General features: G+C 62.2%; 12 protein-coding genes. 10 read left to right on the top strand and 2 right to left on the bottom strand.

Features of this window, described 5'->3' with window-relative positions; genetic code table 11:
- Positions 1-25 precede the first annotated feature (25 nt).
- Positions 26-1,915: a right-handed parallel beta-helix repeat-containing protein gene (locus VFB05_RS22675; protein WP_325016399.1), complete on the bottom strand. Its 1,890-nt coding sequence runs from the start codon at positions 1,913-1,915 to the stop codon at positions 26-28.
- A 270-nt stretch (positions 1,916-2,185) separates the two neighbouring features.
- Here VFB05_RS22675 and VFB05_RS32225 point away from each other — a divergent pair, with 270 nt between their 5' ends.
- The 7 genes from VFB05_RS32225 (at position 2,186) to VFB05_RS22705 (ending at position 9,492) form a co-directional block, all read left to right on the top strand.
- A complete protein-coding gene (locus tag VFB05_RS32225) occupies positions 2,186-2,449 on the top strand; it encodes a hypothetical protein (protein WP_414643243.1) in 264 nt (87 codons plus the stop codon).
- 27 nt (positions 2,450-2,476) lie between these two features.
- On the top strand, positions 2,477-3,064 hold the full coding sequence (locus VFB05_RS22680; RefSeq protein WP_325016401.1) for a TetR/AcrR family transcriptional regulator: 588 nt from the start codon (positions 2,477-2,479) through the stop codon (positions 3,062-3,064).
- Positions 3,061-3,426, top strand: coding sequence for a nuclear transport factor 2 family protein (locus tag VFB05_RS22685; protein ID WP_325016402.1), 366 nt, complete (start codon positions 3,061-3,063; stop codon positions 3,424-3,426). Before VFB05_RS22680 ends, VFB05_RS22685 begins: the two co-directional genes overlap by 4 nt.
- A 148-nt stretch (positions 3,427-3,574) precedes the next feature.
- The gene (locus VFB05_RS22690) at positions 3,575-4,555 is read left to right on the top strand and encodes a 2-enoyl thioester reductase domain-containing protein (RefSeq protein WP_325016405.1); all 981 of its coding nucleotides are present in this window, start codon (positions 3,575-3,577) and stop codon (positions 4,553-4,555) included.
- A gap of 330 nt (positions 4,556-4,885) precedes the next feature.
- Entirely contained in the window at positions 4,886-5,236 is a 351-nt protein-coding gene (locus VFB05_RS22695; RefSeq protein ID WP_325016407.1) for a hypothetical protein, read from the top strand.
- Positions 5,237-5,557: 321 nt separating this feature from the next.
- Entirely contained in the window at positions 5,558-6,937 is a 1,380-nt protein-coding gene (locus VFB05_RS22700; RefSeq protein ID WP_325016409.1) for a cation diffusion facilitator family transporter, read from the top strand.
- Between the two features lie 224 nt (positions 6,938-7,161).
- Entirely contained in the window at positions 7,162-9,492 is a 2,331-nt protein-coding gene (locus VFB05_RS22705) for a PAS domain-containing sensor histidine kinase (RefSeq protein ID WP_325016411.1), read from the top strand.
- On the opposite strand, the gene VFB05_RS22710 is transcribed toward VFB05_RS22705, so the two are convergent.
- On the bottom strand, positions 9,493-10,383 hold the full coding sequence (locus VFB05_RS22710) for a LysR family transcriptional regulator (protein WP_325016636.1): 891 nt from the start codon (positions 10,381-10,383) through the stop codon (positions 9,493-9,495). It lies immediately after the preceding gene.
- A 272-nt stretch (positions 10,384-10,655) separates the two neighbouring features.
- Here VFB05_RS22710 and VFB05_RS22715 point away from each other — a divergent pair, with 272 nt between their 5' ends.
- From VFB05_RS22715 to fdhF, 3 genes are read left to right on the top strand one after another with little or no spacing between them, the layout of a single operon-like run.
- Entirely contained in the window at positions 10,656-11,129 is a 474-nt protein-coding gene (locus VFB05_RS22715; RefSeq protein WP_325016413.1) for a formate dehydrogenase subunit gamma, read from the top strand.
- Positions 11,126-12,682 (top strand): NADH-quinone oxidoreductase subunit NuoF, encoded by a 1,557-nt coding sequence (locus VFB05_RS22720; protein ID WP_325016416.1) that lies wholly within the window; start codon positions 11,126-11,128, stop codon positions 12,680-12,682. The genes VFB05_RS22715 and VFB05_RS22720 overlap by 4 nt, the downstream gene beginning before the upstream one ends.
- 10 nt (positions 12,683-12,692) lie before the next feature.
- On the top strand, positions 12,693-15,569 hold the full coding sequence (gene fdhF / locus VFB05_RS22725) for a formate dehydrogenase subunit alpha (protein ID WP_325016418.1): 2,877 nt from the start codon (positions 12,693-12,695) through the stop codon (positions 15,567-15,569).
- Position 15,570: the final 1 nt, after the last annotated feature.

Here is a 15,570-nt window from a genome sequence, read left to right on the forward strand (position 1 = left end):
GACTCATCCTAACGGGAGGCGGCCGCTAGTTTCCTTGCGCAACCGCGTTCGGGTTGGTCACATTGCCGTCGATTTCAAGATTTGAGCTGTTGTGAGTCACGAGAGCCTGGCTGGAATCCTGCATGATCAGGGCCCGCGTCTGCGCATCGACGCCGTTGAGCGGCAGCTCCGGATGCTGATTCCATCCTGTGATGACATTGTTGCGGATCGCGCCGCCTGAAAGCTCATTCACCCAGATTCCACTTCGGCCGGATCCGATCACGGCGTTGCGCTCGATTACGACGTTTGTATTCGGTGACGACGCCGGGAAATCGTTCTTCGGAGTCGTCGTCGCCACCTCGATCGCCCCCACCGCGATCTGGCTGCCCGAACCTGAGGCCATGGGGCCAAGGCTGCCGCGCACGACATTGTCATGAATGGTGACATCGTGCGCCGGCGGCGTCGGAATCAGAACAAGCGGAACGCCGTTCAGATTCTGGAAAATCTCGATCCCGGCGAAGCTGGTGTGCCCGACCTTGTTCCCGGCAACCGTCAGGCCGATGTTGCCGGCGCCATAGACGCCACGGCCGAACAACACGTCGCTGACCTCGTTGTTTTTGATCGTCGACCCCTGCCCGCGGGATGCCGGGTCGGCGAGAGCCATGCCGAAGCCCGCGGCAAGCGTCGGCAAGTCTGCATCGAACATAACGGTGACCGCGCCGCCGAAGACCGGCGGCACCGAGTCCGGCGGCTGTTGCGAGACGATGGTCGCGCCACCGAGCTCATTTCCGGTCGCAGGATCGATAAAGTTGACCTTGGTGCCGTCCGGGAAGCGACGGAAGGCGGCGCGATCGACGATGAGCTGGCGGGGCCCGAGCTGTTGCACCACGGTCGCAGCGTCCGTCTCGTAGATGGCGAGAGCATCGTCGAGGTTGCGGGCGACAAAATTGTTGTGGATGTGATTGGCGCCGGCATCGTTGACGAAAATGATGCCGCCGGCATTGGCCGAGATCAAGCCGCCCGGTCGCGGCATCACACGAACGCGCTCCACGATCCCGTTCGAACTCGAGTTGAATAGAATCCCTTGTACGCTCGATCCATAAATCGTCGCGTCCGAGACCGTGATCGAGTCTCCTCCGGCCACAGAAATCGTCGCCTGCCCTCCCCGCACGAACACGACGATGATGTCGCCGGGCCGGAACGTCGACAGGGTCGGACCCTGCACCCATGGCGCGTTGCTCGGGACCAGATCCAACGCACCGCTGGCAATCGGCTGCGTCAACTCCATGCGCGATGTGCCAGGGAGAATATCGCCATCACGAAAATCCAGAGCCCAGAACCCGAGCGGGTTGGTAGGAGCGGTGCTTTGGGCGAGACCGTTGAATTCAACCGGATCGGGCCAACCTGGCAGAGTTGCGTAGGAGAGCCGCCGCGCGAGCGGATCGATGGCCGTCAACTGCACATGCGTGTAGGGCCGCGAGATGAAGTCAGCCCGAAATCGCGTCAATGTCACGTGCTCGCAATTGACGACGGCAAATCCCTGCAGGAAGGCGCCGGCAAAAAAGACCGTTGAATCGTCGAGGTCGATCGTGAGATCGGACAGTGATTTCAGCAGCAGATAGGCCGTCGAATTCTCGGGGGTGAGAAAGTAATAGGCGCCGCGGTCAACCGTAATCCGCTTGATCGGATGGCTCTCCGCATACTGCAGGGCCGCCTGGAACAGCGGCCGCGCATCGGTGGTCGGACTATTCGGAGGCAGATTGTTCGCGGCAATCCCGAGCCGCACCAGGTCACGCGAGAGGTTGATCGCATCGCTCTGTGTAGTGGCTTGCGAGGCACTGTCGGCAATCGCATCGGCGTGGGCCGGCGATCGTGCAGCGAAGGTCCAGCCTAGTGTTCCGAGCATTGCCGCGGCTACCAGCCAGTTCCCTTTCATGCTTGTGCCCTCCCGCGCCATCGTTGCTTCGACGACGCTCCAATGAGCTGCCGATGCGCAACGCCATGTCGGCCGCCGATTGTGGCGAGATCCCGTGAATGCAAAATGAACCAACAGACAACATCTTGTGTTCGAATGCTCGCGCAGCGTCGCGATTTCATGAAGCGAGGTCGCGAAACCGCGTCCATCGGTTTCCCCTGCCTGAGGTTCCTCGTCGCCTTCCGAAAACGGGTTGCAACCTGCCTGGACCCCTGAAACCACTGGATGTAGATGCGCGAATTCGCGCTCGGTCACGAGGCGCTGAGGCGCTTTGTTGGCCGCGAGCCGCTCAGGCGCGTCCACGAATGCGTGTTAGCGGTACTGGCGCTCGAAGCGAGCCGATCGACCCGCGGCTCTGAGTCTGTCTCAATGCCCCGCGTCATCCGGGCAAGCCTCGCGCGCGATCAAGCAAGCGACCGGGACACCTTCGCGTTCGGAAACGGCACCGCCAAGCTGAGCCTTGACAGGCAAAATATAAGCTTTATTCTAAAATGAACATTTTATAATGATGAGCGAGGAAACGTGGTCAGATCGCGATCCTACGATGAAGACGACGTATTGACGCGCGCCATGCACGCGTTTCGCCGCGAGGGCTACGCGCGAATTTCGATTCCCCAGCTCGAAGCGGCGACGGGCCTCAGTTCCGGGAGCATCTACAACAGCTTCGGCGACAAACGCGGCATTTTTCTCGCAGCGTTCGAACATTACCTGCACTCCGTGCTCGAACGGCGCATCGCCCAGTTTGCAAAGCCTGAAAATGGACTGGTGGGGGTTCGTCAACTCTTTCTGTCATTGCTGCGTGAACCCGACGGCGAAACCTTCGGATGCTTGATCACCAACTCGGCGATCGAATTCGGCGCCGACAACGACGCTGCGGAATCAGCCATCGTCAAGGGATTTGCAATCCTGGAGCGCCTCTTCGCCGATCGCCTCGCGGCCGCGGTGTCGTCGGGCCAGCTTCCGAAGCGGTTTGACCCCAAGGCCGGTTCAGTCCGATTGCTGGCTCTTTACCAGGGTGTGCTCGTCCTCGTCCGCGGCGGCTATGATCTCAAGGCTATCCGGCGCGCGATCAACCAGGAATTCGATCATCTCGAAGGGGAAATCTCATGACGCCTGAAACCCTCTGGCATCGTTACGCGCGCATCTGGTCCTCGGAGCCGGCAGTTCGGACGTCGGAGCTGGAAGTTTGCCTTGCCGATGATTGCACCTATTGCGACGTCAACGGACTGCTTTCCGGCCGCGAAGCGCTGTCGCGCTACATGGGCGGATTTCAGCAGACCGTGAAGGGGGGCAGGTTCGAAATTCTGTTCGTCATCCATCACCACGACAGAATGCTTGCGGAGTGGCGCTTGCTCGGAGCAGACGGCGCCGTCCTCCAGACGGGACGAAGCTTCGCGAATGCTGCACCCGATGGACGGTTGCTCAACATCAGCGGCTTCTTTGATTCGCCAGGACGGGCGCGCGCGGCCTGAGGACTTCGCGTCGAAGGTGATTGCGCGGCAGATCCGACTTGCCTGAAGGCGCCGGTCCCATTCGGCCCGCCTTCGCCGGCGTCGGACTTACTTCCAAACTGGGCTGCGAAGGCGTTCACGGCCGCATGGGCCGAGCGAGAGGCATCAGATGAAGCAGATTGAATTTGTCACCCCAGGCCGCCCCGAAGATGTCGTGAGCTATGTGGATGCCGCGATGCCGCCAAATCCCGAAGCAGACGACGTGCTTGTCAAAGTGCGCGCGTTCCCGATCAATCCGGCCGACCTCCTGACCATGCAGGGCGTCTATCCGCGGCTTGATGCAAGCACCCACGCGATTGGCACCGAGGCTGTCGGAGAGGTTGCCGCACTGGGGACTGACGTGGAAGGGCTCGCTCTCGGAGATCGCGTCATGCTGTTGACGCTGAACAATTGGCGTCAGTTCCGCCTGGTCAAAGCACACGACATCATCAAGCTCTCATCGCACGGGGACCTCATGCAGCAGGCGGGGCTCAAGGTCAATCCGGCGACCGCTTCGCTGCTGCTGCAGAATTTCGTCGATCTCAGGCCCGGCGACTGGATTGTTCAGGACGCCGCGAATTCTGCCGTCGGCCGCGCGACGATTCAGCTCGCCAAGCTGTCCGGCGTGCGCACGATCAACGTGGTTCGCCGCGCGGATGTCATCGACGAACTCAAAGGCCTTGGCGCAGACGCCGTGCTGGTCGATGGCGACGACCTCGCCGCCAGAGCGCAGGCGACTATTGGCGGTGGATCGATCGTGCTGGGCTTAGACTCTGTTGCAGGCTCGGCGACCGACCGCATCGCTTCATGTCTGAAACCTGGCGGGACGCTTGTCGTCTACGGAGCCATGAGTGGAGCGCCCTGCACGATCAATCCCGGCACGCTGGTCTTCCAGGACATTCTCATCCGCGGTTTCTGGCTTTCGAAATACCTGATGAACGCACCGCGCGATGCCATCGCGGCTCTCTACGCCGGCCTCGATGATCTCGCGTCGTCCGGCAAGCTCGATACCAGGATTGATTCAGCGTTTCCCGCCTCCGACATCAAGGGCGCCGTCAGTCGGGCTTCCAAGCCGGGCATCAACGGCAAGGTGATGGTCACCTTCGACTGAGCGGTCGGGACGTGCAACTTTCGAACGCGGCGTCATCGCCGAAATCAAAAGCGTCGGTCCGTGGCGAGCTCCGGCGGTTTGACGAGCGGCTCCAGCTGATTTGCTTCTCACGCAAGCCTTCCTGCAAAAAATATTTCGCTTCGCGTTTTGGTAGACACAGCTTTAGTGATTCCAGTCGTTCCGTTCCCGCTTGAGGGGCGTTGCGCATCGTCACGAACGTTGGGTGCGGGATGCGATGGACACTTTCCTTGCGTCGGACGAACGCATGGACAGGTGGACAGCGAAGCCATGTGGTTCTGACGTCTCGACGCTGACGTCAAGCTGGCGACAATGCTGACGCATTGCGCCGGTGACGGTGACAAAAAGCCCGATCGCCGGGAAGAGCATGGAATAAGCCGTAACACCATCGCGCAGGGAATGCCGGACTGTTTCGGCGAACCTGTGGTGGACTTACTCGTGTGCTTTTTTCCTTTGCACGCGAGGCTGCGGGTGAGCCTGATCACCCGGCGTTCCCTGCGCCCTCTTCTTCAGGGCGAAAAATTCGGACAAAGCTCGGGCGTATGGCGCCGGGAGAAGGAGAAGGTGTGTCAAGTGAGAAACTCGTCATTGCCTGCGACAAACGCAAAGCGTTTGCGCGAGGAGCGCACGCGACGAAGCAATCCAGCGCTGAATCCGATGTGAAGGCTGGATTGCGGAGCCTGTCATCGGGCGTGCATTCGCGCGACCCGTTGGCTAACGCTCGCAATGACAGCTTAATCCCGGACGCTAATGCAACTAAGTAGCAACAGCGAAATTTGATCGTTCTTTAATCGTTAAAGACGCCCTGCTAAACCCTAGTGTGGCGGTTCAGAAGTCCGCATCATCTATGCCGCGAGCGGGTCATGCGGACTTCTGAACCAAAGCCACACTAGATCAACAAGTCAAGCTAGCGTCCTTTCGATTCCGAAGTTCGAAAAGTGGCCCCGGAAATGCTACGAACTTCGGAATCGGGACGCTAGCCCCATGGAACACGGCATTCATCCGACCAAGTCACGCGTCGCGGCGATTTCGATCTTCGCCAGCGCCGGCATGGCTATCGCCAAATTCGTGGTCGGCATCGCGATCGGCAGTCTCGCGCTGATCTCCGAAGCGCTGCACTCGTCGGTGGACGTGGTCGCGACCATCGTCACCTGGTTGGTGGTGCGCTTTTCCGATCGCCCGGCCGACGAAGAACACCACTACGGCCATGGCAAGCTCGAGAGCGTGTCCGCGCTCGGCATCATCGCCATGCTCTACGTCCTCGCCGGCGGCATCCTGGTCGAATCCTTCAGCCGCCTGCGTAACGGCACCCCGCCTCCGATCTTGTCGGCCATCCCGTTTATCGTGCTCGTGCTCGATATCGCGGTGAACCTGTGGCGAGCCCGCGCGCTGCATCGCGCCGCGCACGAGACCAAAAGCCAGGCACTCGAAGCCGACGCGGTGCATTTTGCCTCCGACGTGCTGGGCTCGCTTGCGGTCATGGCAGGCCTCGCGCTCTCCGGTTTCGGATTTTGGTGGGGCGACGCCGTCGCCGCGGCCACCGTTGCCGTCGTCATCGCGGCGCTCGGTATGAGGCTCGCCCGCTCGACCGTCGAAACGCTGACTGACCGCGCGCCGGAAGGCGTTGCGGCGCAAGCCGCCGCCGCGATCCGCGCGGTTCCAGGCGTGGTCAGTGTCGAGCGCCTGCGGGTCCGCATGGTCGGCGCAACCCATTTCATCGACGCCATCGTGCAGGTGCCGCGCACCTATCCCATCGACCGCGTCGACGAGATCAAGCACAAGGCGCAAGGAGCCGTTTCCGATGCGCTCGATGACGCCGATCTGACCTTCACGGCCGTGCCGGTCGCGCTGAACAACGAGAGCGTCCGCGAGCGCATCATGGTGATCGCCCGCAACTCCGGCCTCGCCGTCCATCACGTGACGGTTCACGATCTCGGCGACAAGCTCACCGTCTCTATCGACCTCGAAGTCGATGGCGAGATGGCGCTGACGGCGGCCCATGACATTGCCCACGCGCTGGAGCGGAACATTCGCGACGAATTCGGTGAGAACGTCGAGGTCGACACCCATATCGAGCCGCTGGAACCGGAATTGCCGCTGGGAACCGACGCTGCTCCGGAGCGGGTGGAAACCATCCGCGCGGCGCTAACGCAGCTCGCGGCCACAGGTGCGATCCAGGACATCCATAACGTGCGCGTGCGCGACACCGATGCCGGCGAAATCGTCAACTTCCACTGCCGCGCAGCGCCTTCGATGAGCGTGATCAAGGTTCACGAGGGCGTCGACGAGATCGAGCGGGCGCTCCGCCGCGCCTTTCCGACCGTGAAGCGCGTCATCAGTCATGCCGAACCGCCGAAGGTCTGAGCACGTCGCGAGCCGATGCGCGTTCCCGTTTCGGACTCATCTCGCCCGGCAATTTGCGGGCTTTTTGGCGACTAAGATTCGGCGTGGACAAGAATTATTTGGCTTAACGAATCGTTGACTCTCGACAGCCCCAGAAAAGTGGATTCAAATGAATCTGATTCGGGGAGCGGCGATTCTCCTCGAATGGGGTGGGTACTGCAAAGCTTTCCAAGGGGGCCAACGGTATGGCGCGCGCACACGCGGCGAGCGCGTGCGTCCAATCCGATTCGATCAAGGGATTGGCGCAATCGATCGCGAAGCCAGCCTATCACAGGCTGTTGTTAGCGGAGCCTGCGCTCCGTCGTGCAGTACCGACACTGATCATCGCGTTCCTGATCACCATTTGCCTCGGCGCCTTCGTGCAGGTGGTCGATCAATCGCGCCAGAAGCGCGCGGCGACCAAGCGCGACCTCGCGGCCGTGGCCGATCTGCTCGCCGAGCGTCTCGATCGCATTGCGTCGGGACGGCAGGATCGCACGATCGCGTTCGAACGTCTCCAACTGTTGCTGCCGGGGCTGATTCCGTCATGGGCGATCGCGGCCGGGCGCCATGTCATTGTCACAGGCCTGGACCAGCGGGTTCTCGCCCGCGTTCCGATCGAATCCGCGATCGGCGATACCTCCAGCATCCTCGAAATTATCAGCGCGGTGGTGCCGCCGGCGCCCGCGGGGCAAGTCTCGGGCGTCACCGACATCACACTGCCGAACGGCAGCGGCGCGCTGGTGGTCCGTCACGCCGTCCGCTCCCTGCCCGGCCAGGTGATCGTCATTCAGGAGAAGCTGGATTCGATCTGGCGCTCGGATGCGGCACTCTCCGTGACGCTGTCGGCCACCACCGGCTTCGTCGTGCTGATCCTCGGCTTTGCCTTCCACTGGCAGTCGACCCGGGCCCGCGAGGGCGATCTCATCAACGACGCCGTGCGCGGCCGCATCGATACGGCGCTCAACCGCGGCCGTTGCGGCCTTTGGGATTGGGATCTTTCGCGCGGCAGGATCTTCTGGTCGCAGTCGATGTTCACCATGCTCGGACTCGATAACCGCAGCGACCTTCTCACCTTCGGCGAAGTCAATGCGCTGGTGAATTCGGACGACATCGACCTGTTCGAGATCGCCGATCAGCTGATCTCATCGAAGATCAACTACATCGACCACACCTTCCGCATGCAGCACACCGACGGACACTGGATCTGGCTGCGCGTGCGCTGCGAACTCAGCCAGGGCGCGGCCGATGCCGGGCTGCATCTGATAGGCATCGCGGTCGATATCACCGAGCAGAAGAGTCTCGCCGAAAAGACCGTCGAGGCAGATTTGCGGCTGCGCGACGCGATCGAAACCATTCCCGAAGCCTTCGTGCTGTGGGACGCCAGCGACCGGCTCGTGCTCTGCAACTCGCACTTCCAGCGCCTGCACAAGCTGCCGGACTCCGCAGTCATTCCGGGAACGTCCTACGAGACCGTGATCGAGGTCGGCCGGATGCCGGAGGTCAAGACCCGCCTGCACGAGATCGCCAACCAGGCGCCGGGCGCGCGAACCTTCGAGGCGCAGCTCGACGACGGCAACTGGCTGCATATCAGCGAGCGGCGGACCAAGGATGGTGGCTACGTCTCGGTCGGAACCGACATCACCCGCATCAAGGAGCACGAACAGAAGCTCGTCGACAACGATCTGCGGCTGCGCGCAACCGTCATCGACCTGAAGCGGTCGCAAAGCGAACTGGAGCGGCAGGCCCTCGAACTTGCGGACTTGGCCGAAAAATATTCCCGCGAGAAGACCCGCGCCGAAGAAGCCAACCAGACCAAATCGAAGTTCCTCGCCAATATGAGCCACGAGCTGCGCACGCCGCTCAATGCCATCATCGGTTTCTCCGAAATCATGGAAAGCGGCATGTTCGGCGCGCTCGGTTCGGAGAAATATCGGGAATACTGCCACGACATTCTCACCAGCGGGCATTATCTGCTCGAGGTGATCAACGACATCCTCGATATGTCCAAGATCGAGGCCGGGCGGATGAAGCTCGACATGGAAGAGCTCGACCTGTCGAAGACGCTCGCCGAATCCCTGCGCGTGGTGTCGGGCCGCGCCGACGACAAGAATCTCGATCTCGATGCCGAGATCGATGGCCCGATCTCGATCGTGGCCGACCGCCGCGCCACCAAGCAGATCATCGTCAACCTGCTCTCCAACGCCGTCAAATTCACACCTGACGGCGGAAGGGTCGTCGTCCGCAGCCGCGAGGTCGCCGATTCCGTCGTGCTGTTGATTGCCGATACCGGCATCGGCATCGCGCCGCAGTCGCTGCGGCGGCTTGGGCGCCCGTTCGAGCAGGTCGAAAGCCAGTTGACCAAGACCTATCATGGCTCGGGACTGGGGCTTGCGATTGCGCGATCGCTGGCCAACCTGCACGGCGGTTCGATGCGGTTGCGTTCGAAGCTCGGCAGCGGCACGGTCGTGCGGGTGTCGCTCCCGCGCAAGGCGATCAGCAAGGTTCTCAACGAAACCAGCGCGGCCGCGGCCTGACTATTGCAGCGAGGGCGCGACCTCGCGTGCGATCTGTACCAGCGCGGCAATCAAGGGGGTCATGGGATCGCGCTGCGGAACCACCATCCCGATGCTGTAATCGACAACCGGATCGATGATCGGGATGCTGCGGACCTTGTCCGCGAGCCCCAGCGTCTCCGCCAGTTTCGCAGGCATCACGCTCGCCCAGCGGCCCGTCTTCACATGGGTGTAAAGCACCAGCAGCGAGTTCGAGGTCAGCGTTGGCGTCGCCTCGGCCCCGACCGATTTGAGCGCGCGGTCGATGATGCGCCGGTTCTGCATGTCCGGCGTCAGCAGGCATAGTGGGACCTTCCCGACCTCCGTCCAGGTCACCTGGTCGCGATCGCCGAACATGCCTTCGGGCGACGTCAGCAGGCGATAACTTTCGTTGTAGAGCGGAATGGTGCGGACATTGCCGATCGGCTCGTTCTCGATATAGGTCAGGCCGGCATCGACCTCGAGGTTTTCAAGCAAGCCGAGGACGTCGGCCGAGGTGCACGATACAACCCGAAACCGCACATCCGGGTGACGTGCACGAAACGGCGTCGTGAGCGAAGCCACCATGCCGAGCACGGTCGGGATCGCCGCGATGCGGATTTCGCCGGAAAGCTTGTCTTTCAGCGAATTGATTTCCTGGCGCATGGCGCGGGTATCGCCGACGATGCGCCGCGCCCAATCCAGCGTGCGTTCGCCTTCCGGGGTGAAGCCCTGAAAGCGCGACCCCCGCTGCACAAGCATCACGCCAAGAATTTCCTCTAGCTGCTTGAGACTGGTCGACATCGTCGGCTGCGTGACACCGCAGGCCTCCGCCGCCCGTCCGAAATGGCGTTCCTTGGCGAGTGCCAGCAGAAGTTCAAGCTTGTCGATCAAGACGTCCCCCAACGTTTCGAGGATAACGGATATCACGGCTTCGCTGCCGTCATACGGGGCTAAAAGTTCTATTCTGAAACAGGCTAAATCGCACGAATTTTGGCCCTCGGAAGGGCCTGCCAAAGCCCTCATCATTACCACCGCCTATCGATCAATTTCACTTCTCTATCGATTGCCTTTCGCTATCGCAGCATGAGACAGCTTTATTGATTCTTAGAACGATTCCGCATCTTTATCAGCCTCAAATAAGCTGCTGATTGAGAAGGTGGAATATGCCCGTTTACGAACCATGGGACAGCAAGCGCGGCGCGGAAATTATCGCCGAAAACAGCCACATTGAAGGCCCGACGCTAGTGATTTTGCACGCGCTGCAAGAGGCCTTCGGATACGTGCCGGAAGCCGCCATTCCGATGGTCGCGGAAGCTCTGAATTTGTCGCGCGCGGAAGTGCACGGCACCTTCACCTTCTATCATGATTTCCGGCACAAGCCCGCGGGCAAGCATGTCCTGAAGCTCTGCCGCGCCGAAGCCTGCCAGGCCGCGGGCGGCGATAAGGTCGCCGCGCGCGCCGAAGCCAAGCTCGGCGTCAAGATCGGCAATACGACGGCGGATGAGCGCGTGACGCTCGAGCCGATCTATTGCCTCGGACTGTGCGCCACCGCGCCGTCCGCGATGCTTGACGGCCGCGTGGTTGGAATGCTGGACGAAGCGCGTATCGACGCGCTGATCGCGGAGGCGCAACGATGAGCGTGCGTATCTTTATTCCCCGCGATGCGGGCGCCGTTGCGGTTGGCGCAGACGAGACTGTGGCGGCGATCGAACAGGCGGCCGCTCAGCGCAACGCGGCAATCGAAATCGTCCGCACCGGCTCGCGCGGCCTCTATTGGCTGGAGCCAATGGTCGAGGTCGCAACCCCAAAGGGTCGTGTCGCATACGGCCCGGTGAAAGAAGCCGATGCGGCATCCGTGCTGGACGCGATCCTGAAAGACGGCCCGCACCCGCTCCGGCAGGGCCTCACCGAAGAAATTCCCTGGCTCAAGCGCCAGACCCGTCTCACCTTCGCCCGCTGCGGCATCATCGATCCGCGTTCGGTCGACGATTATCGCGACCATGACGGCTATAAGGGCCTGGAGCGCGCGCTGTCGTTGACATCGGATGCGATCCTCGCCGACGTGACGAGGTCGGGACTGCGCGGCCGCGGCGGCGCAGGTTTTCCGACCGGCATCAAGTGGAAAACTGTAGCGCAGACGAGTGCCGAGCAGAAATACATCGTCTGCAACGCCGACGAAGGCGACAGTGGCACCTTTGCCGATCGCATGATCATGGAAGGCGATCCCTTCGTGGTGATCGAAGGCATGACCATTGCCGGCATCACCGTCCGCGCCACCAAGGGCTACATCTATATCCGCTCCGAATATCCGCACGCCGTTGAGGCGATGAAGGCCGCGATCGCGGCCGGCAGGCGCGCAGGCACTCTCGGCAAGGCCATTTGTGGTTCGAAGCACGATTTCGATCTGGAAGTCCGCGTCGGCGCCGGCGCCTATGTTTGCGGCGAAGAGACCTCGCTGCTCGAAAGTCTGGAGGGCCGCCGCGGTATTGTCCGCGCCAAACCGCCCCTGCCCGCGCATAAGGGCCTGTTCGGCAAACCGACCGTGATCAACAACGTGCTTTCGTTTGCGGCGATCCCCTTCATCCTCGCCGGCGGCGCGAAAGCCTATGCCGATTTTGGCATGGGCCGCTCGCGCGGCACGATGCCGATCCAGCTTGCGGGCAACGTCAAGTTTGGCGGCCTGTTCGAAACCGCCTTCGGCATCACGCTTGGCGAACTCGTCGACGACATCGCCGGTGGCACCTTTACCGGACGTCCCGTTCGCGCGGTGCAGGTCGGCGGTCCGCTCGGGGCTTATTTCCCGCGTGCGCTGTTCGATACGCCGTTCGATTATGAAGCCTTCGCCGCGCGCGACGGCCTGATTGGACATGCCGGCATCGTGGTGTTCGACGACACTGTCGACATGGCAAAGCAGGCGCGCTTTGCGATGGAATTCTGCGCCGTCGAATCCTGCGGCAAATGCACGCCCTGCCGGATCGGGTCGACCCGCGGCGTCGAGACCATCGACAAGATCCGTGCCGGCGAACGCGTCGAGCAAAACCTCGCGGTGGTCGAAGATCTCTGCAACACCATGAAATTCGGCTCGCTCTGCGCGCTGGGCGGCTTCACGCCCTACCCCGTCATGAGCGCGCTGAAACACTTCCGGGAAGATTTTGGCCCGGCCCCGACAAGTCTCCAGGCTGCGGAATAAGGAAATCGCCATGTCGCTGATTCACGAAACCGACTTCGGAACCCCGCGCTCCAAATCCGAGACGATGGTCACGCTGACCATCGATGGCCAGAGCATCACGGTGCCTGAGGGCACCTCGATCATGCGCGCGGCCATGGAGGCCGGAACGCAGATTCCAAAGCTCTGCGCGACCGACATGGTCGATGCGTTTGGCTCCTGCCGTCTGTGTCTGGTCGAGATCGAAGGCCGCGCCGGAACGCCGGCGTCGTGCACCACGCCCGCGACGAATGGCCTTGTCGTTCACACCCAGACCGAGCGGCTGAAGAAGCTACGCAAGGGCGTCATGGAGCTCTATATCTCCGACCATCCGCTCGACTGTCTCACCTGCGCCGCCAACGGCGACTGCGAATTGCAGGACATGGCGGGCGCGGTCGGTCTGCGCGACGTGCGCTACGGCTACGAAGGCGAGAACCATGTTTTCGCCAAATCCAATGGTGAGGCCAATGCGGCCTGGATGCCGAAGGACGAATCCAACCCCTACTTCACCTACGATCCCTCCAAGTGCATCGTCTGCTCGCGCTGCGTGCGCGCCTGCGAGGAAGTCCAGGGCACCTTTGCTCTAACGATTTCCGGCCGCGGCTTCGACAGCCGCGTTTCGCCCGGCATGAACGAAAGCTTCCTCGGCTCCGAATGCGTCTCGTGCGGCGCCTGCGTCCAGGCCTGCCCGACCGCGACGCTGACCGAAAAGTCCGTGATCGAGATTGGTCAGCCCGAGCATTCCGTGGTGACGACCTGCGCCTATTGCGGCGTCGGCTGTTCCTTCAAGGCCGAAATGCGCGGCGAGGAAGTGGTGCGCATGGTGCCGTACAAGGACGGCAAGGCCAACCGCGGCCATTCCTGCGTCAAGGGCCGCTTCGCCTACGGGTACGCGACCCATAAGGAACGTATCCTCAAACCCATGATCCGCGAGAAGATCACCGAGCCCTGGCGTGAAGTGTCGTGGGACGAAGCCTTCAACTTCGCCGCCGCCAAGTTCAAAGGCATCCAGCAGAAGTACGGCCGCGACGCCGTCGGCGGCATTACCTCGTCCCGCTGCACCGACGAAGAGACCTATCTGGTGCAGAAGCTGATCCGCGCCGGCTTCGGCAACAACAACGTCGATACCTGCGCCCGCGTCTGCCATTCGCCGACCGGCTATGGCCTCAATACGACCTTCGGCACTTCGGCCGGCACGCAGGATTTCGACTCCGTCGAGGATACCGACGTCGCGGTGATCATCGGCGCCAATCCGGCGTCCGCGCATCCGGTATTCGCCTCCCGCCTGAAAAAGCGCATCCGGCAAGGCGCCAAGCTGATCGTGATCGATCCCCGCCGCACCGAAATGGTGAAGTCGGCGCATATCGAGGCGCTGCATCTGCCGCTGTTGCCCGGCACCAACGTGGCCGTGCTCACCGCGCTGGCGCACGTCATCGTCACCGAAGGCCTCGTCAACGAAGCCTTCGTCCGCGAGCGTTGCGATTGGGACGAATTCCAGGACTGGGCCGCGTTCGTCTCATTGCCGAAGCACAGCCCGGAAGCGACCGCGATCATGACCGGCGTCGATCCGAACGATCTGCGCGAAGCTGCCCGCATTTACGCGACCGGCGGCAATGGCGCGATCTATTACGGGCTCGGCGTCACCGAGCACAGCCAGGGCTCGACCACGGTGATCGCAATCGCCAACCTCGCGATGGCAACCGGCAATATCGGCCGTCCCGGCGTCGGCGTGAACCCGCTGCGCGGCCAGAACAACGTGCAGGGCTCCTGCGACATGGGCTCGTTCCCGCACGAGCTGCCCGGCTATCGTCACATCGCTGGCGACGCAGTGCGCCAGCAGTTCGAGGCGGCCTGGAACGTCAAGCTCAACCCCGAACCGGGTTTGCGCATTCCCAACATGTTCGACGCCGCGATCGAGGGCACCTTCATGGGCCTCTACGTGCAGGGCGAGGACATCCTGCAATCCGACCCGAACACCTCGCATGTGGTGCAGGCGCTGTCGTCGATGGAATGCGTCATCGTTCATGACCTCTTCCTCAACGAGACCGCGAACTACGCGCACGTGTTCCTGCCGGGCTCGACCTTCCTGGAGAAGGACGGCACCTTCATCAACGCCGAACGGCGCATCCAGCTTGTCCGCAAGGTGATGACGCCCCGTAACGGCCTGGCCGACTGGGAGGTCACCATCGGCCTTGCGAAAGCAATGGGCTTCGAGATGAACTACAGCCATCCGTCCGAGATCATGGACGAGATCGCCGCGTTGACGCCCACTTTCGCCGGCGTCTCCTTCGCCAAGCTCGAGGAGCTCGGCTCGGTGCAGTGGCCCTGCAACGAGAAGGCGCCCGAGGGAACGCCGATCATGCATATCGACGGTTTCGTGCGCGGCAAGGGCAAGTTCGTCGTCACCGAATATATCCCGACCGACGAGCGTACCGGGCCGCGCTTCCCGCTGCTGCTGACGACGGGCCGCATCCTCAGCCAGTACAATGTCGGCGCGCAGACCCGCCGCACCGAGAACGTTGTCTGGCACAGCGAAGACCGGCTCGAGATCCATCCGCACGACGCCGAGCAACGTGGCGTGCGCGATGGCGACTGGGTGCGGCTCACGAGCCGCGCCGGTGAAACCACGCTGCGCGCGCTGATCACCGACCGCGTCGCGCCGGGCGTCGTCTACACCACTTTCCACCATCCGGACACGCAAGCCAACGTCATCACCACCGAGTTCTCCGACTGGGCCACCAACTGCCCCGAATACAAGGTCACGGCGGTGCAAATCTCGCCGTCCAACGGACCGTCAGAATGGCAGAAGGCCTATGACGAGCAGGCGCGACAGTCGCGGCGGATTGCGCCCGTCGTGGAAGCTGCGGAGTAGA

Source organism: Bradyrhizobium sp., assembly GCF_035652035.1.
Taxonomy (GTDB): Bacteria; Pseudomonadota; Alphaproteobacteria; order Rhizobiales; family Xanthobacteraceae; genus Bradyrhizobium.